Origin of the sequence: Ensifer sp. NM-2, from assembly GCF_003024455.1 — a bacterium.
GTDB classification, from domain to species: domain Bacteria; phylum Pseudomonadota; class Alphaproteobacteria; order Rhizobiales; family Rhizobiaceae; genus Ensifer; species Ensifer canadensis.
The window spans coordinates 193,239-215,234 of the sequence record NZ_PVZR01000004.1 but is presented as its reverse complement, the minus strand read 5'-3'; the positions used below and the strand labels follow the sequence as shown (position 1 = coordinate 215,234).

The following is a 21,996-nucleotide window of genomic DNA, read 5'->3' as shown; positions in this document are numbered from 1 at the left end:
CTGCTTGATCGGTTAAGGCACGAGCACGATCTTACCGGTCGTGCTTCGTGTTTCCATGGCACGGTGCGCCTCTGCCGCCTGTTCCAGCGGAAACCGACCACCCAGATGGACCTTGAGCCGCCCGTCCTCCACGCGACGGAACAGATCGCCGAGATCGGTTTTCAGGGCGGACGGCGTGAGCAACGGCAATAGAGCGAACCCACGCAGGGATTGATTGCCCGAAAGCATTTGTTCGACGTCAGCGGCTTCGAGTTCGAAGCGCCCCATCGCGCCGAAGACGAGCTCACCGCCTTGCGCCAGAACACCAAGCGCGGATTTGGTGAAGGATCCGCCGACCATGTCGTAGATCGTCTCGACTGACCCACCTGCCTGATGCTGTCCAAGCTCCGACCGCCAATCCGCTGCTTTGTAGTCGATTGCAAGGTCCGCGCCGAGCGAGCGTGTGAACGCGACCTTCTCGCTGCCGCCCGCAAGCGCGATTACCGCTTTTGCACCAGCCTCTCTTGCAAGCTGAATGAGCAGCGAGCCGACACCGCCGGCCGCAGCAGTCACCAGCACGGTCTTTCCCTGCGGATTGCTTTGCCGAACGAGATGAAGCGCCGTCAGCCCCTGGATCATCAGCGCTGTCGCCACTTCGAACGAAACGTCGCCGGGGATCGGCACGAGTGCGTCAGCGTCGATCGCGACATATTCGGCGCACCCGCCCGCCCCGCGGCCGAAGGCGAACATCGGCACGGCGACACGCGTGCCGACCGCCGGCGTTTTCACGCCTTCGCCCTGCGCCTCGACAATGCCCGCGATCTCGACACCCGGCACCATCGGCAAACCAGGTGTCACCGCGTATCGGTCCTGCCGCATCAGAACTTCGAAGAAATTGAGCCCGATCGCCCCGACCCGCACCAGCACTTCGCCGTGCGCGGGCACCGGCTTCGGCATATCGATCAGCTCAAGGACTTCAGGGCTCCCGAAGGAGCGGTACCGGATTGCTTTCATGGATCTCAACCTCATTTGACTGGCCTTGATCCATAATTAGCCTTAGACTCCCGTTTGGCTCTACACACCCTTTTGTTCCATACTGACCGATTGGTAACCATGGCCGATATCATCAAGAGACTGCCATCACTGCCATCCGAGCGTGCGCTCAAGGTGATCTCCGGGCGATGGAAGGCAGTGATCCTCTATCACCTGTTCGACGGTCCGAGGCGCCTCTCTGAGTTGCGACGGCTCGTACCGGCCGTCAGCCAGAAAGTCCTGATCCAGCAGCTTCGCGAGATGGAAGAACACGGCCTCGTTCATCGCGAGATCTTTCGCGAAGTGCCGCCAAGGGTGGAATATTCGGCAACGGCACTGGGCCAGAGCCTCGAGCCGGTCCTGCTTGCCCTGTGCGAATGGGGTCAGCGTCACGCCGAAGAACTGGGTGAATTCGACCAGGTCGGCGATTGCATCATCCGGCCGCGCCAAAGCGCCTGAGCGTCAGGCGCCGACGCGCTTGCCTGGCTTGACCGAGGAGACAGCCGGCGCCTCCCAATGATGATTGAGCGCGGCGGTCATGATCTCGGCTGCGGCCAGGGCCGCTATCACCGCCGGCCTCTTGTCTTTCACGGCCGTGCCGCCGATCGGGCAGATAAGACGATCGAAAAGATCGGGCCGGCCGATTTCCCGCGACAGCCAGTTCTTGAAGGTCGAACGCTTGGTCTTCGAGCCGATCATGCCGACATAGGAAGCGTCGTCACGCCTGAGCGCCTCGGCTGCAATCAGGAAGTCGAGCGCGTGGTCATGGGTGAGGATCACGAAGGCGCTGCCGCGCGGCGCATCGCGGACCACCGCCTCGGGCATCGCGGTCAGGCAGGTCTCGATACCGTGGATATCGGCGGCCGAAAGCTCGTCCTCGCGGGTGTCGACGAGAATGGTGCGCACCGGCACAAGCGATAGCGCCATCGCCAGCGCATCACCGACATGCCCGGCGCCGAAGACGTAGACATGGGGGCGGCTGGCAATCTCCAGATCGCTGCGTTCAATCAACATGGCGGCTTTCTCCCGATCGATGCGCGTGAAGGCGAGCGCGACGCGCCCGCCGCAACACTGACCGATCTCGGGGCCAAGCGGGACCGTCATCGTGTCGGCGCCATCGCCGCGCTTCATCGCGCGACGACCGTGGTCGATCGCCATATATTCGAGCTGGCCGCCGCCGATGGTGCCGAAGAGGCCGTCCGGCGCCACCAGCATCCAGGCGTCGGTGTCGCGCGGCGTCGAGCCTGCGGCACCCGTCACCTCGACCAGAACGCAGTCCGGTTCGCGACGCAGGAAGTCCCTGATATCCTCTCGGCTCGCAACCATCGCCATCAAGCCTGTGCTACAGCCCCTTGCCTTGCGGCGGCTCGCAGCCGCTCGATCGCCATCAGCACCCGCTCCGGCGTCGCCGGTGCGTCGATGCGCGGGGGAATACGATACTCCGCAACGCTCGCCGCTGCCATCGACAACGCCTCCAGAACCGAAATGCCCAACATGAACGGCGGTTCCCCGACGGCCTTTGACCGCCGGATCGTTTCCTCCCGGTTGACCGACCATTCCGCCAGGCGAACGTTGAACACGCGCGGTCGATCGGAGGCAAGCGGGATCTTGTAGGTCGACGGCGCATGCGTGCGCAGCCGACCCTTGGCGTCCCACCACAGTTCCTCTGTCGTGAGCCAGCCCATGCCCTGAACAAACGCGCCTTCGACCTGACCCAGGTCCAGTGCCGGGTTCAGCGATCGGCCGACATCGTGAAGGATGTCGGTGCGATCGACCTGATATTCGCCGGTCAGCGTATCGACGCTGACTTCGGAGCAGGACGCGCCATAGGCATAATAGAAGAACGGACGGCCGCGGCCTTCCGAGCGGTTCCAGTGGATTTTCGGCGTCTTGTAGAAACCGGCGGCGGACAGCTGGATACGGGCGCCATAGGCAAGCTTGATGAACTCGCCAAAGGGCAAGCGTTCCGCGCCGATCCGCACTGTGTTCGGCTCGAAGGCGACATCGGCCTCGGCAACATTCCAGCGTTCGGCGGCAAAGCGCACCAGCCGCGCCTTGATCTGCTGCGCCGCATTGGCGGCCGCCATGCCGTTGAGATCCGAACCGGAGGACGCTGCTGTCGCCGACGTATTCGGCACCTTGCCCGTCGTCGTCGCCGTTACCTTGACGCGATCGAGATCAACCTGGAACTCGTCGGCCACCACCTGGGCAACCTTGGTGTAAAGCCCCTGCCCCATCTCGGTACCACCATGGTTGAGGTGGATCGACCCGTCGGTATAGACGTGCACCAGGGCGCCTGCCTGATTGTACTCGGTCTTGGTGAAGGAGATGCCGAACTTGACCGGGGTGAGCGCGATGCCGCGCTTGATGATGTGGTTTTCGCGGTTGAAGGCGATCACGGCCTCTCGACGCGCAGCGTAATCGGCCGACGTTTCGAGCTCCTCGATGATGCGCCCGATGATGTTGTCTTCGACCGTCTGGTGATAGGGCGTGAGATTGCGGCCCTCGCCGCCATAGAAGTTGAGCTTGCGGATCTCGAGCGGATCCTTGCCGACAGCATAGGCGACATCCTCGATCATGCGCTCGCCGCCGACCATGCCCTGCGGGCCGCCGAAGCCACGAAACGCAGTGTTCGAGACGGTGTTGGTCTTCAACGGCTTCGAACGAAGACGGACGTTCGGATAGAAGTAGCAGTTGTCGGCATGAAAGAGCGCGCGATCGGTCACGGGTCCAGAGAGATCGGCGGAAAAGCCGCAGCGCGCCGCAAACACCGCATCGACCGCCTCGATCCGGCCCTCGTCATCGAAGCCGACCTTGTAGTCGACGTGGAAGTCGTGACGCTTGCCGGTTGCCGACATGTCGTCGTCGCGGTCAGGTCTGACCTTGACGGCGCAACGGTATTTCTTTGCGGCCAGGGCCGCCACGGCGGCGAAGATGTTGGCCTGCGTTTCCTTGCCGCCGAAGCCGCCACCCATGCGGCGCACATTGACAGTCACGGCGTTGGACGGCACGCCAAGCACGGTTGCCACCATGTGCTGGGTTTCGCTCGGATGCTGGGTCGACGAATAAACCAGGACCTCATCGTCCTCGCCGGGAATGGCAAAGGAAATCTGGCTTTCGAGATAGAAGTGGTCCTGACCGCCGATGCGCATCTCGCCTTCGACGATGTTCTTCGCCTTGGCAAAACCGGCTTCGATGTCGCCACGCTCCAGCTTCAGCGGATCGATGACCAGAGGATAGTTCGCGGCAGCAGCCTCAAGCACGTCGGTCACATGCGGCAGATCGCGGTATTCGACCTCGACCTTGACGGCTGCACGCCTCGCGGCTTCACGCGACGTGGCGATGACGGCGAACATCGGCTGGCCGTAGAACTCGACCTTGCCGGTTGCAAACACCGGATCGTCGTGCTTGTGGGCGGGGCTGATGTCGTTTTCACCCGGGATGTCGTCAGCTGTGAGGATACCGATGACGCCCTCGCTGGCGCTGACCGCGTCGAAATCGATCGACAGGATATCGGCATGGGCGCGCTGGGACAGACCGAGATAGCCGTGCAATGTGCCGGCCGGTTCCGGAATATCGTCGATATACTCGGCCGTTCCCGACACATGTTTGTGGCCGGACTCGTGCCGTTCGTTTTCGTGGACGCCACCGCGGATGCGGTCGATGGGCTGCATCACATTCATGGGTCTCACCTCCTAGACGGCTACGGCAATGTTGCGGTCGATCCGGATGTTTCCGGTCGCCTGCGTTTCAAGATAGAAGCGGCGCAACAGGTTCTTGGCCACCAGTTGGCGATACTCCGCCGAGGCGCGCCAGTCGGTAAGCGGCGTGAAGTCCTGATCGAAGGCGGAGATCGCCTGCTCGACCGTTGGCTCCTGCCAGGCCTTGCCCTTCAGCGCCGCCTCGACATGAACAGCCCGCTTCGGTGTTCCGGCCATGCCGCCAAAGGCGATCACCGCGTCAGCGACTTCACCGGCACCGTCGAATGTCAGGCGGAATGCGCCGCAGACGGCGGTGATGTCTTCATCCAGACGCTTGGTGATCTTGTAGACGGCAAAGCTGGTGTCAGCTTCGAGGAAAGGAATGTGAACCGCTTCGACGAATTCACCGGGCTCGCGATCCTGCTTGCCGTAGGCAATGAAGAAATCTTCGAGCGCCACGGTACGGCGGCGAGCGCCCTTGCGCAGCGTCACCGACGCGCCGAGCGCAATCAATGCCGGCGGCGTGTCGCCGATCGGCGATCCGTTGGCGATGTTGCCACCGACCGTACCCATGTTGCGGACCTGCTGTCCGCCGATCCGGTCCCAAAGCTCGCGCAATTGCGGGAAATGTTCGGTAATGACGGGATAGGCTTCGGCATAGCTGACACCAGCGCCAAGCGTCACACCCTTGTCGTCGACGGTGATGCGACGAAGTTCTTCCAGGTGCGTGAGATGCACGACCGGCGCGATATCGCGCATGAACTTGGTGACCCAGAGGCCGACGTCGGTCGAGCCGGCAACGATCGTCGCTTTCGGATTGGCTTCGAGCACATCGGCAAAATCATCGACGGAAGCCGGCAGCATGAACAGTTCCGCTCCCTCGCCGATCACCACGCGGCGGCCATCCTGAAGGGCTGCGAGTTCGCCGGCGATACGATCGCGTTCGGCAAACAATGGATCCTTCCCCAGATCGCCGATGGTCGAAATCGCCTCGGCCGCGCGAATGATCGCGGCATAGCCAGTACAGCGACACAGGTTGCCCTGCAGCGCCTTCTCGATTTCGGTGACCGACGGCTTGGCGTTTTCCATCCAAAGCCCGTAGAGCGACATCACGAAGCCAGGCGTGCAGAAGCCGCATTGCGACGCGTGCGTCTGGACCATCGCCTGCTGGACGGGATGGAGTGGACCACCCGGTGTTGCCAGCGAATCCACCGTCACCACGTGACAGCCGTCGAGCGAACCGACAAAGCGGATACAGGCATTGACGGATTCATACTTGAGCTGCCCGCCGAGCAGGCGGCCGACCAGCACCGTGCAGGCGCCGCAGTCTCCCTCGGCACAGCCTTCCTTGGTTCCGCGCAGGTTGCGATCGATGCGCAGGAAATCGAGCAATGTCTGCACCGCAGAAACGTCGGAAAGCTCGACAAGGCGGTGGTTCAGGAGAAAACGGATCGTGTTGCGTATCTGAATGGTCATTGCTGATCAGCTCCCGCGATAGGTCGAATAGCCGTAGGGCGACAAGAGCAGCGGCACATGATAGTGCGCCGCCTGATCGTCGATACCGAAACGGATCGGGATGACATCGAGAAACGGGTTGGCGCCGCGCGCAGCTTCGGACCCAAGATAGTCGCCGGCGTGGAAATGCAGCTCGTAGGTGCCGGCCTGCATCAGCGATCCGCTCAACAGCGGCTGATCGCAGCGTCCGTCATCATTCGTCCTGACCGAGCGCAGATGCGTCTGGCGCTCGCCCTCGATGCGATACAGCTCGATGCGCAGGTCCTTGGCCGGTTTGCCACTGGCCGTATCGAGTACATGGGTCGTCAGACGGCCGTCGTTTCCACCATGAGATTGCATGCGTCTTGCTCCTCCCGAAGTCATCTTTCCATTTCGCAGTATCCCGGTGAGCCAGTGCATTGAGAAGCGGGCGGATCATTCGAGACTTTCAAAATTTTTGGGGGGAATGACGGCGGAAAAATCCCGTTAGGAATCGAGGTGCAGAGACAAATGTCTGGAGGACTGCTTGCATGAGATACCCCCGCGATCTTCACGGCCATGGCCCGAACCCCACCATCGTCTGGCCCGACGAGGCGCGGATTGCCGTGCAATTCGTGATCAATTACGAGGAAGGCGGCGAGAACTGCGTGCTGCATGGCGACGCCGCATCAGAGGCTTTTCTCTCGGAAATCGTCGGTGCGCAGGCTTGGCCCGGACAGCGCCACTGGAATATGGAATCGATCTATGAATACGGCGCCCGCGCCGGCTTCTGGCGGCTTCATCGCATGTTCACGGAAAAGGGCGTGCCCGCGACAGTCTATGGCGTCGCAACAGCGCTGAAGCGTTCCCCGGCGCAGCTGGCCGCGATGCAAGACGCCGGCTGGGAGATCGCCTCGCACGGTCTGAAGTGGATCGAGCACAAGGAATTCAGCCCTGAGCGGGAGCGGACAGAGATCACAGAGGCGATCTGGCTGCACACGATCGTCACCGGCGAACCGCCGCGCGGCTGGTACACCGGTCGCTGTTCGGACAACACGCTCGATCTGGTGACCGAGACTGGCGGCTTCGACTACGTCTCGGACAGTTATGCCGACGATCTGCCCTACTGGCATGAACATGCGGGCCGCCACCAGCTGGTCATTCCCTACACGCTCGACACCAATGACATGCGCTTTGCAACGGCGCAGGGCTTCAACAGCGGTGACCAGTTCTTCAGCTATCTCAAAGACAGCTTCGACGTGCTCTATGCGGAAGGTGCGGCCGGCGCACCAAAGATGCTCAGCATCGGCCTGCACTGCCGCCTTGTCGGCAGGCCGGGTCGCGCCGCAGCGCTTGCGCGTTTCATCGACTACGTGAAGGGCCACGAAAAGGTCTGGTTAGCTCGTCGCGTCGATATCGCACGGCATTGGGCAAAGACCTATCCCTTCAAGGCCTGGGACGACCGTCCATCGCAGCTTTCCGAGGCTGATTTCGTCGCTCGCTTCGGTGGCGTTTTCGAACATTCCGATTGGATCGCCAGGCGCGCCTTTGCCAGCGAGCTATCGGCCGCCAACGACACGGCGATCGGGCTTGCTGCAGCGCTCACTGCAGTCTTCCGCGAGGCGAGGCCGGAAGAGCGTCTTGCCGTGCTCAACGCCCACCCGGATCTCGCCGGCAAGCTGGCGCAGGCAAAGCGGCTGACCGAAAGCTCGACCAGCGAGCAGGCTTCCGCCGGCCTTAACGCCCTGACCGATGCTGAACGCACGCGTTTCACCGAACTCAACAGCGCCTATGTCGAAAAATTCGGCTTTCCCTTCATCATCGCGGTCAGAGGCCGCAGCAAGGAGGACATCCTGGCGGCCTTCGAAACCCGGATCGAGAACGATCGCGACAGCGAGCTCGAGACGGCCTGCCGGCAGGTGGAAAGGATTGCTCTTCTCCGCCTCAAAGACATGCTGCCGAGCTGAGTGCAGGCGATGACGATCGACAGCGTCGGCCTGCCTGACTTCGCGCGCAAGGCGATCAATCTCGCCTCCGCCGGCCTCGGGGCAAGGCCGGTGTTTGCCACCGACGAGTTCTTCGCCCCGCTCGAACGGCTGTTGCAGGATTGTCCCGCTGTCTTTCATCCCGGCGTCTACGACGAACACGGCAAATGGATGGATGGCTGGGAAACGCGGCGTCGACGCGGTCCCGGCCACGACCATGCGATCGTCGCGCTTGCCGCCACCGGCCGGATCGCCGGCTTCGACGTCGATACGACGCATTTTACCGGCAACTACCCCTCCGCCTGCGCAATCGACGCCTGTCTGGCGCCTGATGGGCCGGATGAAGCAACCGCTTGGACCGAGCTCTTGGGCATGAGCCCGCTTGGTCCAAGCGCCCATCACTACTTCGCAGCCCTTGCAGATGGGACCTGGAGCCATATCAGGCTGCGGATCTATCCCGACGGTGGCGTTGCCCGGTTGCGGGTCTATGGCACGCCCGCCCTCGACCGGGATCGGATCGGCGACGACGTGGTCGATCTCGCATCCTCGCTGCTCGGCGGCCGGATCGTCGTCTTCTCCAACGGCCACTACGGCCATCAACGACTGCTGGCACCCGGGCGGGGGATCAACATGGGCGACGGCTGGGAGACGCGACGGCGGCGCGAACCCGGCAACGACTGGATCATCGTCAGGCTGGCCGCACGCACGTCGATCGAACGCATCATCGTCGATACCGCCCATTTCAAGGGCAACTATCCCGACGCCTGTTCGGTGCAGGCGGCCGACCACGGCGAGACGGACTGTACGGTCGATGCGGCGCTAACAGCATCTTCGCTCTATTGGCGGGACGTGCTCCCGCGCCAGAAACTGAGCGCCGACAGCATTCATGAGTACGGCCCTGACCTGATCGAAGAGGTCGGTTGCGCCACCCATGTTCGTCTCAACATCTACCCCGATGGCGGCGTCAGCCGGCTGCGTGTCTTCGGGCGCATTGCAAGGGCCGGCACCCCGTAAACGACCAACATAGGACGGAGGAGCGTCACATGAAGGAGATCGAGATAAAGCCGCTGACACGCGAGGCATTCGCGCCATTCGGCGACGTGATCGAGACTGAAAACGCCCACAGCTTTCCCATCAACGGTGGAAAATGCACCCGCTACCATGATCTCGCCAAGATCGAAACCGCCGGCGAAAAGGCCCGGCCGATGATCAGCCTCGTGCGCGGCGAGCCCTATCCGCTGCCGTTGAAGCTGACCATGGTCGAACGGCATCCGCTCGGCAGTCAGGCCTTCATTCCCCTGACCGACAATCCGTTCCTGGTTGTCGTTTCGGAGGAGACGGCTGAAGGTCCGAGCGAACCGATCGCCTTCCGGACCGCGCCCGGCCAGGGCGTCAATATCGCCCGCAATGTCTGGCACGGCATCCTGACGCCGTTGGAAGACGTCTCGGACTTTGCCGTGGTCGACCGCGGCGGCGAAGGCGTCAATCTCGAGGAGCATTTCTTCGAGCAACCATTCCTGCTGCGCTGACGGCGGGTTTGACACCAGAGGACGGACCCGCTCTACCGGAGTGGGTCCCGTCATCCTTTCGTTCACGAGCCCTAGTACCCACCGTCACGCCTGAATCTCGTCGGGGTGTAGCCGGTCAAACGGCGAAAATCGCGGGAGAAATGATAGGGATCGGGATAGCCGCAGTGCGCCGCGACTGCCGAAACCTTCGCCTCCGGCTCGACCAGCAGACGTTTTGCCTGGTTGATGCGCTCATGGCGCAGCCAGTCCATCGGCGTCGTACCGATGGTGTCCTTGAATCTCCGAAACAGTTGCGATGGGCTGAGATGCGCGAGGACCGCAAGCTCATCGATCGTCCAGGCTTTGGCAAGGTCTTTTCGGACTGCGGCAAGCACACTGGTTATGCGATCGCGTGAGGCAGAATCGTCGGGTGCGGCAGCACCCACCAATCGCGGCGCACTCAGGTTGGCGATCAGGCCGGCAATCGCCGCACTGACCAGCGCATCCGTTGCCGACGAGCGATCGTCGAGATAGCCGATGACGGCCTGGAACGCGACGCGGGCCGCCTCGCGATCCGACGGCTCGAACAACGGCGACTGCTGCACATTGAGGAAGGCATAGACCTCGTCCAACCCATGTCCCTCGACACCCATCCAGAGATATCGCCATTCACGGGCGTCGGGCGCGCAGCGATGTTCATAGGCCTGCGACGTGTCGAGCCAGACCGACAGGCCCTCCTCGGCGACGAACCGCTGCCCGCGCACTTCTATCAGCCCCTGCCCCGAGGTGGTGTGAACGAGCACGTGCTGATGGAAGCGCTTGCGTATCGGCGACTCCTCCGGCAACGCCACCCGCGCGCCGGCAACCAGCGCCTTGTAGGGGAACGCGCCTGCAAAACGTGCCGGTGTGTGAAAATAGATCTCTTCGCGCTCAGCCAACATGCGCGACACTCTGCATGGCGATGCGAGTTTTGTCCATTATCTCGCGAGATTGCTGCATTTCCCAGTACTGCCTGATGACGCTATCATGCAGTTTTTGCAGGGAGTGCGGCAAATGGCAGAGACCTTATCGACGGAGAGCCAGGTGGAGGTCGCGTTTACTCCCTTGTCCCCCGATTTCGCGCGCGATCCCTATCCGACCTACAAGGCGCTGCGCGACAAGGACGGTCTGCACTATTACGAGGACTTCGACATCTGGCTGGCCTCGCGCTTCGAGGATGTCTCGGCAATCGTCATGGACAAGCGTATGGTTCGCTCGCTCGAGGACATCGCGACATCAGAGGAAATCGCCAGGATCCAGCGCGCCGGCAACTGGCACGACATGCCGCACCACTCCCGCTTTGTGCAGTTTAGCCTGCTTGACAGCGATGGCGCCGTACACGACCGGCTGCGCAGACAGGTCTTCAAACTGTTCACGCCGGCGATGATTGCCAAGCTACGCGATCAGATCCAGGCCTATGTCGACAGGCTGATCGACAGCCTCGCCGATCGCGGCCAGATCGATTTCGTCGATGATCTCGCCGCCCACGTGCCCGGTCACATCATCGGCCGACTGCTCGGCGTTCCGGACGAAGACTGTCCCCAGTTGCGCATCTGGTCGGAGAACATCGTCCAGTTTTTCGACGTCGACCGGTCGGATGAACGCAAGCGCATCGCCGAGACCAACACCACCGAATTCTACGAATACCTGACGGTTCTGAAACACGAGCGCGAGCGAAACCCCAAGGACGACCTCATCTCGGTCCTGATCGAGGCCGAACGTGCCGGCGCGATGAATTCAGACGAGTTCATCTCGACCTGCATGCTGATCCTGATGGCCGGCCATGGATCGACCATCGACGTGCTTGGAAGCGGCATGCATGCGCTGCTGCGGTTTCCCGAACAGATGGCGCGGCTGCGAAAGGACCCTGCATTGATCCAGACGGCCGTGCAGGAGATGTTCCGCTACGAGTCACCGCTGCCGTTCTTCCATCGCCACTGCATCGAGGACGTGGAAATCGGCGGGCGGACTTTCGCGCGCGGCACGAAGTTCGGAGTGCTTTATGGCGCTGCCAACCGCGATCCCAAGCAGTTCGAAAACGCCGATGCGTTCGACATCGGTCGCACCCCCAACAGGCATCTGGCCTTTGGCGGTGGCGTGCATTTCTGTCTCGGCAACCATCTCGCCCGGCTCGACATGGACATCATCTTCAGCACCTTGCTGCGGCGCTTCCCGACGATCGAGCTTGTCGACGAAGAGCCCGAATACAAGCGAGGCCTTTCGGTGCGCGGCCCCAAGCGGCTGCAGATCGCCATCAAGCCGGCCTGAACGCCAACAGATGCGCCCTCCAGCGCGAAGCAATTCGCACGATTTCAGATTTGAGTGGAGACCATGCAATGCCCAGAATTGTCTTTGTGGATGCCGAGGGGAAATCGACCGAGGTTGAGGCCGAAATCGGCCAGTCGGTGATGTCGGCAGCCGTGCAGAACGGCATAGATGCCATCGCCGCCGAATGCGGCGGTTCCTGCGCTTGCGGCACTTGCCACTGCTATATCGACGGGACATGGGCCGGCCGGCTGCCATCGCCCGACTATCAGGAGCAGGATATGCTGGATTGCGTCGTCAATCCGGACGAAAGAAGCCGGCTCAGCTGTCAGATCACTGTTTCCGACGCGCTTGACGGCCTCGTGGTGCATCTGCCGGCCGGGCAATACTGATTGAGGAGCGCTCGCGCCACCAACCACCGCCAAACGCAAAAAGACCGGAGCCGCAGGAAACGCCTGCAGTCCGGCCAGCTTCGCGGGGGAAGTTATGTGAGGCCGGGGCGTTGTCTGCCCCGGCCTTTTTCCTATTCGGCGAAGAAGGCGAAGCGCACGATGAAGAGCGCTGCGACCAGCTGCGTTGCCGGATGGATGACGCTCCACTTGCCGGTGAACACTTTGAGCACGACATAGCTCACGAAGCCGAAGGCAAGGCCGTTGGCGATCGAGTAGGTGAAGGGCATGGCCAGTGCCGTGAGTGCGGCAGGCGCCGCTTCCGTCAGGTCGTCCCAGTCAACTTCCGTCAGTTCGCGCATCATCAGGCCGGCAACATAGAGCAGAGCCGGTGCCGTCGCATAGGACGGAACGGCCGCTGCCAGCGGCGAGAAGAACAGGGCGGCAAGGAAGAGCACGCTGACGGTCAGCGCCGTCAGGCCCGTGCGACCGCCTGCCTGGACGCCGGAGGCGCTTTCGACATAGGCGGTGGTGCTGCTGGTGCCGATCAGCGAGCCGGCAACGATGGCGGTGCTGTCGGCCAGAAGCGCCCGGCCGAGGCGGCTTGGCTTTCCTTCTTCCACCAGCTTGGCGCGCTTGGCCACACCGATCAGCGTACCCGTGGCATCGAAGACTTCGACGAGCACGAAGACGAGGATCACGTGGAGCAAGCCGCCATGGAGCGCGCCCATGATATCGAGCTGCATGAAGGTGGGCGCGATGCTCGGCGGCGCGGAAACAATGCCCTTGAACTCACTCACCCCCAGTAGCATCGACAGAATGGTGACGACGAGGATGCCGATCAGGATCGAGCCGCGGACCTTGAGCGAATCGAGCACTGCAATGACGAAGAAGCCAAGGATCGCCAGCAGCGGTCCGGTCTGCTTCAGGTCGCCGAGACCGACCAGCGTCGCCGGATTGTCGACGACGATGCCGGCATTCTTCAGCGCGATGATGCCGAGGAAAAGACCGATACCGGTCGCAATCGCGCTTCTGAGCGAATGCGGGATACCGGCGATCAACCAGCTTCTGACCCCTGTTACCGTCAGGATCAGGAAGATCATGCCCGAGATGAACACGGCACCCAGCGCCTGCTGCCAGGTAAAGCCGAGGGCTGCGACGACGGTAAACGCAAAGAAGGCGTTGAGGCCCATGCCTGGCGCCATGCCGATCGGCCAGTTGGCGACGAGCGCCATGACGGCCGAGCCGAGCGCCGCGGCAATACAGGTCGCGACGAAGACGGCATCCCTATCCATGCCCGTGGACGACAGAATGTCGGGGTTGACGAAGATGATGTAGGACATCGTCAGGAATGTCGTGACGCCGGCGATCACCTCAGTGCGCACGGACGTCCCATGCTCGTTTAACTTGAATAGTCGTTCAAACATATTTCCTCCCTTGGCGGCGTCGCGACGACGCAGCCGAACGACAGAGATCGGGCCACAGTCTCCTCCAGTACCCGACCAGTGCATTTCGATCATCCCCGAATTATCCGGTGCGATCGCATCACGGACCATTTCCGGTCCGTGCCGGGCGGGCGATCGTCCGCCCCCTTGAGACGACGCGAATGCCCTTGTGCACAGCCTTCGGATTGTGCGTCGTCCGGCGGCCGACTGCTAGCCGTCTATTCCAGGGTTCGACAAGGAAAGACTTTCAAATTTTTCGGAGCAGTTGCGGCCGATTGGCAGGCCGATTCCTGGCACTTTCGCCACCGGGTTCGGCGGCCGAAGCACGCCGAATAAATATAGTGGAATGGCCTCTTGACCTTCCAACGGTGGGAAACCTCATGTTTGTCTCACATCGAAAAGAAGGAGACAAGCGATGCAGAATTACAAGATCGACAACATGACCTGCGGACATTGCGCCGGCGTCGTGCAAAAGGCGATCCTGAGCGTTGATCCGCAGGCAACCGTCAAGATCGATCTCGGCGCGCGCGAAATCAGCGTCTGCACCGCCGCCGCATCCGGCCCGATTGCCGACGCGCTGAAGACGGCAGGCTATGAGGGCCGCCAGCTCTAAATCAAGATCGCAACGGTGCCTCCAGTCACCGGTTGGCGCGCCTCGGCTCCCAAAGCCGGGGCGTTTGTCGTTTGACGCCGCCGCACGCCTTGACCCTACAACGGTGGGAAGCTCTAGCTTGCCGGCTCCGCATCTTCACGGAGACCGAGCATGCAACACGACGAACACGACGGGCACCGACATGATCACCGCAGCGTGACCGCCAGTCCCTCGAAACCCGAAAGCATGTCACTCAACTGTCTCGCGCTCTCTGCCACGGTGCATTGCCTGACAGGATGCGCCATCGGCGAGGTGCTCGGCATGGTCATCGGCTCGGCGCTTGGTTGGGGCAATGTCCAGACCATTGCACTCGCCGTCTTCCTTGCCTTTGTCTTCGGCTACGGCCTGACCATGTTTCCGCTGCTGAAGGCAGGCATGCCGTTCGCGGTGGTCCTGAAGCTGGCGCTTGCCGCCGACACGGCGTCCATCGTCATCATGGAAATCGTCGACAACGCCCTGATGCTGTTCATCCCCGGAGCGATGGATGCAGGCGTAACGTCTCTCCTCTTCTGGGCGAGCCTTGCGGTCGCGCTCCTTGTTGCCGGGGCCGCCGCGTTTCCCGTCAATCGCTGGCTGATTGCACGTGGCAAGGGTCACGCCGTCGTGCATTCGCATCACCAGCACTGAGCATTTGAATGCGATGCCTTGCTGCATGAAGAAATGTTTCAAACCGCCCTTGACCTTCCCATCGTTGGAAGCCCCATCTTCCGATAAAAGAAAAGGAAAAGGAGCACGATCATGGGATCCGTGACCACCATCGAAACGAAGAGCGCCGTAGCAATCGCCGGCAACGCCCTGACGGCCAGCATACCGGTCGAGGGAATGACCTGTGCCTCGTGCGTCGCGCGCGTCGAGAATGCCATCCGAGCAGTCCCAGGGGTGACATCCGCCTCTGTCAACCTTGCAACGGAACGGGCCGATGTCAGGTTCGATGGATCGACCAAGACCGCCGACATCGTCAAGGCAATCGAAAACAGCGGCTATGGCGCCGCTGAGGAATCGATCGAGCTGGCAATCGAAGGTATGACCTGCGCCTCCTGTGTCGCCCGTATCGAAAAGGCATTGAAAGCGGTGCCCGGCGTCGCTGACGCCAGCGTCAACCTGGCGACCGAGCGCGCCTCGGTGCGCCTCACCAAGGGCATTGCAACAGTCGCCAGTCTCGAAGAGGCCGTGCGCGCCGCCGGTTATGACGCCAAGCGCATCACCGGCGATGCGAACACCGATGAGGAGGCCGAAAAGCGCGAGCGCGAAAGCCGGCGTCTCAGCCGCGCGTTGCTGGTTGCCGCAGCCTTGACGCTGCCGATCTTCGTCCTGGAAATGGGCTCGCACTTCATCCCGGCCGTGCACGACTTCGTCATGATCAATATCGGCATGCAGGAGAGCTGGTATCTGCAGTTCGTGTTGACGACGCTCGTGCTCTTCGGCCCGGGCTTGCGCTTCTACCAGAAGGGCATACCGGCCCTGTTGCGTCTCGCGCCCGACATGAATTCGCTCGTCGCCATCGGCACGGCCGCCGCCTGGGGCTATTCGGTCGTTGCCACCTTCGCATCTGGGCTTTTGCCCGAGGGCACGGCCAACGTCTATTATGAAGCCGCGGCCGTCATCGTGACGCTGATCCTGCTCGGTCGGGTGCTTGAAGCCCGCGCCAAGGGCCGCACCTCGGAAGCGATCAAGCACCTGATGGGCCTGCAGGCAAAGACGGCGCGCGTCGTTCGCGATGGGGAAACGATCGAGATTCCGCTCGCCGACGTGCATGCCGGCGACACCGTGCTGGTGCGCCCCGGCGACCGCGTGCCAGTCGACGGTACCGTTGTCGATGGCAATTCCTACGTCGACGAATCGATGATCACCGGCGAGCCGGTTCCCGTCGAGAAGATCGCCGGCGCCGACGTCGTCGGCGGCACCATCAACAAAACAGGCTCCTTCACCTTCCGCGCCACCAAGGTCGGTGCCGACACTGTGCTTGCCCAGATCATTCGCATGGTCGAACAGGCCCAGGGCGCCAAGCTGCCGATCCAGTCGCTGGTCGACAAGGTGACGGCCTGGTTCGTTCCGGCCGTCATCGCCATGGCAGTCCTTACTTTCGCGATCTGGCTCGTCTTCGGCCCGGATCCCGCGCTGACCTTCGCGCTCGTCAACGCCGTCGCGGTGCTGATCATCGCCTGCCCCTGCGCGATGGGCCTAGCGACCCCGACCTCCATCATGGTCGGCACCGGTCGTGCCGCCGAGATGGGTGTGCTGTTCCGCAAGGGAGAGGCGTTGCAGACACTGCGCAATGCCGAGATCATTGCCGTCGATAAGACGGGCACGCTCACCAAGGGTCGCCCGGAACTGACCGATCTCGACACGTCAGCCGGTTTTGAGCGCAGCGAGGTGCTTGCACTCGTCGCCGCCGTCGAAACCCGATCGGAACACCCGATCGCCGAGGCAATCGTCGAAGCGGCGAAGTCCGAAGGCATCGCCATTCCGACCGCCGCGAACTTCGAGGCTGTTCCCGGATTCGGCGCGAGCGCCACGGTGAATGGGCGGAGCATCCATGTCGGCGCCGATCGGCTGATGACCCGGCTGAAGCTCGACGTCTCGGTGTTTGCCGACCAGGCAGCCCGCCTCGGGTCGGAAGGCAAGAGCCCGCTCTATGCAGCAATCGACGGCAAGCTTGCCGCCATCATCGCCGTTGCCGACCCGATCAAGGAAACGACGCCGCAGGCGATCCGCATGTTGCACGATCTCGGTCTCAAGGTGGCGATGATTACCGGCGACAACCGCCGGACGGCCGAAGCGATCGCCGCCAAGCTCGGGATCGACGAAGTCATCGCCGAGGTGCTGCCCGACGGCAAGGTTGCCGCTCTGAAGCGCCTGAAGGCTGACGGCTGCGCCGTCGCCTTCGTCGGCGACGGTATCAACGATGCGCCTGCTCTTGCCGAAGCCGATGTCGGACTTGCGATCGGTACCGGCACCGATGTCGCGATCGAAAGCGCCGATGTTGTGCTGATGTCCGGCGATCTCCTGGGCGTGCCCAACGCGATCGCGCTGTCGAAGGCAACGATCCGCAACATCAAAGAAAACCTGTTCTGGGCCTTTGCCTATAACGCGGTCCTGATCCCGGTTGCAGCGGGCGCGCTTTATCCGCCCTATGGCCTGTTGCTGTCGCCGATCTTCGCCGCCGGTGCCATGGCGCTTTCCAGCGTCTTCGTGCTCGGAAACGCGCTTCGGCTGAGGGGTTTTCGCGGCGTCGTCGCGCAAACGCCAGCGGCGCGATAACATCAAAGCCTCTCCCCGGCGGGACACGCCCGCATGGCGTCCGCCGGGGAGAGTTCCTATATTCGACATGAATGCCCGCGCTCTGCGCGCCTCTTGAAAGGTGAAGCCATGAACATCGGCGAAGTCGCACGCGCCTCCGGCGTCTCGACGAAGATGATCCGCTATTACGAAACGATCGGCCTCATTCCTCCGGCCGATCGCAGCGAGGCCGGCTATCGCAACTACGGCGACAACGACGTCCACACCCTGCGCTTCATCCGCCGCTCCCGCGATCTCGGTTTCACCGTCGAGCAGATGACCGACCTCTTGACACTCTGGCGCGATCGTTCGCGCGCCAGCAGTGAGGTGAAGAAGATCGCGCTCGAACACGTCGATATCCTCGAGCGCAAGGCGGAGGAGTTGAAGGCTATGAGCCGGACGCTCAAGCATCTGGCCGCCAACTGCCACGGCGACGGACGACCGGATTGCCCGATCCTCGACGATCTCGCCGACATGGCCAACGAACCGGGCAAGGCCCTCGAGCCCGCGCGCTTCGGCCCGGCCGGCATCGACCCGGTCCGCAATCGCCGACAGGCCTGAAGACCGAAACTGACCGAGGCTCACGCATTCGTGAGCCTCGGTCCCGCCGGTAGCATTGACAGGAATCGACAGCGTTTCTACGGATTGATGATGGAAAAGGTACGAACTGCATATCAGCGTCTGCTGACGATGCTCAAGCTGGTGACGATGCTGTCGCTGGCTGTGCTGCCCTTTTCCAGCGCCGCCGGCATGACCCATGTCGCATCACACACAGCCATGCAGATGCACGCGGCGATGCAAAAGCACGCGGCGATGCAGACAGATGCCTCGGTCGATATCAGTGCCTCAGCGCTGAACGAGCATTGCCCAAGTGCCGAAAGCGGCAAGGCAAAACCCATCGGCGATAGCAGCAAGGCCGACAAGAAGGATTGCTGCAAGACCTTCTGTGCGTCCGTTGCCGTTCTTGCCGACGCCGGTGAAGCCCGCTTCGGTCTTCCACGCTCCGCTTTAAGCTTCGGCCTGCAGTCGCAACTCAGCCCAGGCGAGCCCGCTGGTCTGCATCGCCCTCCAAGAGCCTGATTTCGTGAACAGCTGACCGCACGCGCGGTCTTGGCCTGCCCGGCTTTGCCGGTCGGACGCCGATATCCATCATTCACATTTCAGGTTGAACCATGAAACGTCTGTTTCCCATGGCGCTCCTGCCCATCCTTTTGGGCGGATGCGCCACCACGATGCCTGCCGAGGTCACAAGCCTCGCCGATCCCTCGCAAAGTTCCACTGGCGCCGGCGGTCAGGCTTACCGAAGCCCTGTTGCCGGCTATGTCCACCGTGAGCCTGTCGGTCCAAAACGCTGGGTGCCGCTCAACGACGCCCAGTCTCCCGCCAAGGGAGGCGCATCATGAGCAGGCAAAGGTTCAAGCTCGCCGCGATCATCGGCTTGCCGCTGGCGCTTGCCGGCTGCACCACAACCGCAGAATATTCGGCAAAGGACGCCGGCTTTACCGCGGTCGAGGCCAAGGTCAGCGCAGGCACTGCGAAGAGAAGCGTCTGGATCCAGAACCGCGAGCAGGCCGCAAAGGCTGAAGCACAGGTGAAAGCCCTGCTGGCACGCAAATCGGTCGATGCCGACACCGCCGTGCAGATCGCGCTTCTCAACAACAGGGGCCTGCAGGCCGCCTATGCGGATCTGGGCGATGCGTCGGCGGATGCCTGGCAGGCAACGATGCTCCTCAACCCGACTGTTTCGATCGGTACCACCGGGATCGGGGCGCCGGAGCTTCAAGCCTATCGCGCCATTGAGGGGCTGATCACCACCAATATCCTGGCGCTCATGACGCGGGAGAAGACCATCGCCGTTGCCGACACCCGCTTTCGCCAGGCGCAACTTGCGGCGGCCCTTCGAACGCTTGCGCTTGCGGCAGAAACCCGGCGCGCATGGGTCGAGACGGTTTCGGCCTGGGAAACGGTCGGGCAGCTCAACCGGGCGCAGGCCGCAGCCGACGCATCCTCCGAACTCGCCGCCAAGCTGGGCGAAACCGGTTCTATGGGCAAGGGTGACCAGGCACGCGAGCACGTCTTCAATGCCGAACTCGCCGGCCAGGTGGCGCAAGCCCGGCTTGCGGCACGACTTGCCAAGGAAAGCCTCACCCGGAAAATGGGTCTCTGGGGAGCGGACGCCGACTACCAGGTCCCGAACCGACTGCCCGACCTGCCGAAGACCCTCGCCCACCGGAACAGCATCGAGGGCGAAGCGCTCAAGCGCCGTGTCGACCTGCAGATGGCCCGCCTCGAGCTTGAGGCCGTGGCAAAGTCCTATCGGTTGACCGACGCGACACGCTTCGTCAGCGAACTCACGCTCGTCGCAGGGGCAGAAGCCGAGCGCGAACGCGAAGACGGGGACACCAAGGTCGAGACCACCGGCCAGGGTGAGTTGGAGTTCTCCATCCCGATCTTCGACACCGGCCAGGCGCGCTTGCGCAAGGCGGAACTGGCGCATATGCGCGCTGCCAACCTGCTTGCCGAGAAGGCCGTCAACGTCCGCTCGGAAGCTCGCTCGGCCTATCAGGCCTATCGATCGCGCTACGATATCGCCAGACATTATCGCAACAACGTCGTGCCCTTGCGCAGCAAGATCGAGGAAGAGGCCACCCTCAGCTACAACGGCATGATCACCAGCACCTTCGAAATGCTCGCCGACACGCGCGCCAAGGTGGACTCGGTGATCCTCTCCATCAACGCCAAACGCGATTTCTGGCTGGCGGACGCCGATCTGATGACGGCCATCCATGGCGGCGGGGAAGAAGGCACTGCGGTCGAGACCGCCGCTCCTGCCGCAGCGGATGCGGATTGAAAGGAACGATGACCATGTTCAACAGACGACAAATCCTCGGTGCCGGCGCGGCACTCGTTTCTACCACCGCCTGGGCGCAAACCTCGACATCCGGCCTGCCGGAGGCGGCAGGCATGGACAACGCCGCCACCCAGAAGCCGCTCGTGCCGACGAGCGGGCCGGACTACAACCCGGTCGTTACGCTCAACGGCTGGACGCTGCCGCACCGGATGAACAACGGCGTCAAGGAATTCCATCTCGTCGCCGAACCGGTGGAACGCGAGATGGCCGACGGCATGACCGCCTATCTCTGGGGCTATAACGGCCAGTCCCCCGGGCCGACGATCGAGGCGGTCGAAGGCGACCGGGTGCGCATCTTCGTCACCAACAAGCTGCCGGAGCACACGACGATCCATTGGCACGGCATGATCCTGCCTTCGGGGATGGATGGCGTCGGTGGACTGTCTCAGCCGCATATCCCTGCGGGCAAGACGTTCGTCTACGAGTTCGATCTCGTGAAGTCCGGAACCTTCATGTACCACCCGCACGCCGACGAGATGGTGCAGATGGCCATGGGCATGATGGGCTTCTTCGTCATTCACCCGAAGGATCCGGCCTTCATGCGGGTCGACCGCGACTTCGTCTTCCTACTCAACGCCTATGACATCGACCCCGGCACCTATGTTCCGCGCATCATGGAGATGACGGACTTCAACATGTGGTGCTGGAACAGCCGCATCTTCCCGGACATCGATCCGTTGGTTGTTGCCAAGAACGACCGGGTGCGGGTGCGCGTCGGCAACCTGACGATGACCAACCATCCGATCCACATGCACGGCTACGATTTCGAAGTGACCTGCACCGATGGCGGCTGGGTTCGCCCGGAAGCCCGGTGGCCGGAGGTCTCGATCGACATCCCCGTCGGCGCCATGCGCGCCTACGAGTTCGACGCCAAGTACGAAGGCGATTGGGCGATCCATTGCCACAAATCGCACCACACGATGAATGCGATGGGCCACGACATCCCGACCTTCATCGGCGCCGACAAGACCCAGGTCGCGGCCAAGATCCGCAAGATCAAGCCCGACTACATGCCCATGGGCACGGCCGGGATGGCCGACATGGGCGAAATGGAAATGCCGCTTCCCGACAACACCATCCCGATGATGACGGGCTGGGGCCCGCACGGCGCGTTGGAGATGGGCGGCATGTTCTCGGTGGTGAAGGTGCGCGAAGGCATCTCCGCCGGCGATTACAGCGACCCCGGCTGGTACGAAAACCCGCCGGGAACGCAGGCCTGGGAATGGACCGGCGCGTTGCCGGAAACCAACCGGGCAACCGATGCCAAGACAGTGATTACGCCGCCTCCCGCAAAAAAGGGCTGACCGCAATGACCTCTTCCAATGCAACCAAGGAAAC

Annotated in this window: 21 protein-coding genes; 14 read left to right on the top strand and 7 right to left on the bottom strand. The window is 62.5% G+C overall.

From position 1 onward, the window contains the following. Positions 1-12 precede the first annotated feature (12 nt). Positions 13-993, bottom strand: coding sequence for a zinc-binding dehydrogenase (locus C6558_RS10495; RefSeq protein WP_057226689.1), 981 nt, complete (start codon positions 991-993; stop codon positions 13-15). A 99-nt stretch (positions 994-1,092) separates the two neighbouring features. Here C6558_RS10495 and C6558_RS10490 point away from each other — a divergent pair, with 99 nt between their 5' ends. Beyond that, the gene (locus tag C6558_RS10490) at positions 1,093-1,470 is read left to right on the top strand and encodes a helix-turn-helix domain-containing protein (RefSeq protein WP_025428596.1); all 378 of its coding nucleotides are present in this window, start codon (positions 1,093-1,095) and stop codon (positions 1,468-1,470) included. Between the two features lie 3 nt (positions 1,471-1,473). Here C6558_RS10490 and xdhC read toward each other — a convergent pair whose 3' ends face one another. Genes xdhC through uraH form a run of 4 tightly spaced genes read right to left on the bottom strand, consistent with a single transcriptional unit; the run spans position 1,474 to position 6,566 of the window. Then, on the bottom strand, positions 1,474-2,343 hold the full coding sequence (gene xdhC / locus C6558_RS10485; protein WP_025428595.1) for a xanthine dehydrogenase accessory protein XdhC: 870 nt from the start codon (positions 2,341-2,343) through the stop codon (positions 1,474-1,476). After that, positions 2,343-4,694, bottom strand: coding sequence for a xanthine dehydrogenase molybdopterin binding subunit (gene xdhB / locus C6558_RS10480; protein WP_107027218.1), 2,352 nt, complete (start codon positions 4,692-4,694; stop codon positions 2,343-2,345). The genes xdhC and xdhB overlap by 1 nt, the downstream gene beginning before the upstream one ends. A 12-nt stretch (positions 4,695-4,706) precedes the next feature. Beyond that, the gene (gene xdhA, locus C6558_RS10475; RefSeq protein ID WP_057211257.1) at positions 4,707-6,188 is read right to left on the bottom strand and encodes a xanthine dehydrogenase small subunit; all 1,482 of its coding nucleotides are present in this window, start codon (positions 6,186-6,188) and stop codon (positions 4,707-4,709) included. A 6-nt stretch (positions 6,189-6,194) separates the two neighbouring features. Continuing rightward, on the bottom strand, positions 6,195-6,566 hold the full coding sequence (uraH, locus tag C6558_RS10470; protein ID WP_025428592.1) for a hydroxyisourate hydrolase: 372 nt from the start codon (positions 6,564-6,566) through the stop codon (positions 6,195-6,197). A gap of 170 nt (positions 6,567-6,736) precedes the next feature. Between uraH and puuE the strand changes: the two genes are divergently transcribed. From puuE to C6558_RS10455, 3 genes are read left to right on the top strand one after another with little or no spacing between them, the layout of a single operon-like run. Continuing rightward, positions 6,737-8,152, top strand: coding sequence for an allantoinase PuuE (gene puuE, locus C6558_RS10465; protein ID WP_084814348.1), 1,416 nt, complete (start codon positions 6,737-6,739; stop codon positions 8,150-8,152). A gap of 9 nt (positions 8,153-8,161) precedes the next feature. Next, on the top strand, positions 8,162-9,184 hold the full coding sequence (alc, locus tag C6558_RS10460; RefSeq protein ID WP_084814347.1) for an allantoicase: 1,023 nt from the start codon (positions 8,162-8,164) through the stop codon (positions 9,182-9,184). A 29-nt stretch (positions 9,185-9,213) separates the two neighbouring features. After that, a complete protein-coding gene (locus C6558_RS10455) occupies positions 9,214-9,699 on the top strand; it encodes an ureidoglycolate lyase (protein WP_057211263.1) in 486 nt (161 codons plus the stop codon). Positions 9,700-9,770: 71 nt separating this feature from the next. Here C6558_RS10455 and C6558_RS10450 read toward each other — a convergent pair whose 3' ends face one another. After that, entirely contained in the window at positions 9,771-10,619 is an 849-nt protein-coding gene (locus C6558_RS10450) for an AraC family transcriptional regulator (RefSeq protein ID WP_057211266.1), read from the bottom strand. Between the two features lie 112 nt (positions 10,620-10,731). Between C6558_RS10450 and C6558_RS10445 the strand changes: the two genes are divergently transcribed. Together C6558_RS10445 and C6558_RS10440 are read left to right on the top strand one after the other, a co-directional pair. After that, positions 10,732-11,985, top strand: a complete 1,254-nt coding sequence (locus C6558_RS10445) for a cytochrome P450 (protein ID WP_107027263.1) — start codon at positions 10,732-10,734, stop codon at positions 11,983-11,985. Positions 11,986-12,053: 68 nt separating this feature from the next. After that, on the top strand, positions 12,054-12,374 hold the full coding sequence (locus C6558_RS10440; RefSeq protein ID WP_025428586.1) for a 2Fe-2S iron-sulfur cluster-binding protein: 321 nt from the start codon (positions 12,054-12,056) through the stop codon (positions 12,372-12,374). A gap of 131 nt (positions 12,375-12,505) precedes the next feature. Here C6558_RS10440 and C6558_RS10435 read toward each other — a convergent pair whose 3' ends face one another. Beyond that, positions 12,506-13,798 carry an NCS2 family permease gene (locus tag C6558_RS10435; RefSeq protein WP_025428585.1) on the bottom strand — a complete coding sequence of 431 codons (1,293 nt, stop codon included), beginning with the start codon at positions 13,796-13,798 and terminating at the stop codon, positions 12,506-12,508. Between the two features lie 433 nt (positions 13,799-14,231). Between C6558_RS10435 and C6558_RS10430 the strand changes: the two genes are divergently transcribed. The 8 genes from C6558_RS10430 to C6558_RS10400 all read left to right on the top strand — a co-directional run bounded on the left by C6558_RS10430 (position 14,232) and on the right by C6558_RS10400 (position 21,962). Beyond that, on the top strand, positions 14,232-14,429 hold the full coding sequence (locus C6558_RS10430; RefSeq protein WP_107027217.1) for a heavy-metal-associated domain-containing protein: 198 nt from the start codon (positions 14,232-14,234) through the stop codon (positions 14,427-14,429). A gap of 150 nt (positions 14,430-14,579) precedes the next feature. Beyond that, positions 14,580-15,095, top strand: coding sequence for a DUF4396 domain-containing protein (locus C6558_RS10425; protein WP_057211269.1), 516 nt, complete (start codon positions 14,580-14,582; stop codon positions 15,093-15,095). A gap of 111 nt (positions 15,096-15,206) precedes the next feature. After that, positions 15,207-17,729 carry a heavy metal translocating P-type ATPase gene (locus C6558_RS10420; RefSeq protein WP_107027216.1) on the top strand — a complete coding sequence of 841 codons (2,523 nt, stop codon included), beginning with the start codon at positions 15,207-15,209 and terminating at the stop codon, positions 17,727-17,729. 108 nt (positions 17,730-17,837) lie between these two features. After that, positions 17,838-18,308: a Cu(I)-responsive transcriptional regulator gene (cueR, locus tag C6558_RS10415; RefSeq protein ID WP_025428581.1), complete on the top strand. Its 471-nt coding sequence runs from the start codon at positions 17,838-17,840 to the stop codon at positions 18,306-18,308. A gap of 90 nt (positions 18,309-18,398) precedes the next feature. Further along, positions 18,399-18,827: a hypothetical protein gene (locus tag C6558_RS10410; protein WP_113567519.1), complete on the top strand. Its 429-nt coding sequence runs from the start codon at positions 18,399-18,401 to the stop codon at positions 18,825-18,827. Positions 18,828-18,919: 92 nt separating this feature from the next. Next, on the top strand, positions 18,920-19,150 hold the full coding sequence (locus tag C6558_RS39640; protein ID WP_063963374.1) for a hypothetical protein: 231 nt from the start codon (positions 18,920-18,922) through the stop codon (positions 19,148-19,150). After that, a complete protein-coding gene (locus tag C6558_RS10405; RefSeq protein WP_057211275.1) occupies positions 19,147-20,598 on the top strand; it encodes a TolC family protein in 1,452 nt (483 codons plus the stop codon). The genes C6558_RS39640 and C6558_RS10405 overlap by 4 nt, the downstream gene beginning before the upstream one ends. Positions 20,599-20,612: 14 nt before the next feature. After that, positions 20,613-21,962: a multicopper oxidase family protein gene (locus C6558_RS10400; RefSeq protein WP_057218306.1), complete on the top strand. Its 1,350-nt coding sequence runs from the start codon at positions 20,613-20,615 to the stop codon at positions 21,960-21,962. Positions 21,963-21,996: the final 34 nt, after the last annotated feature.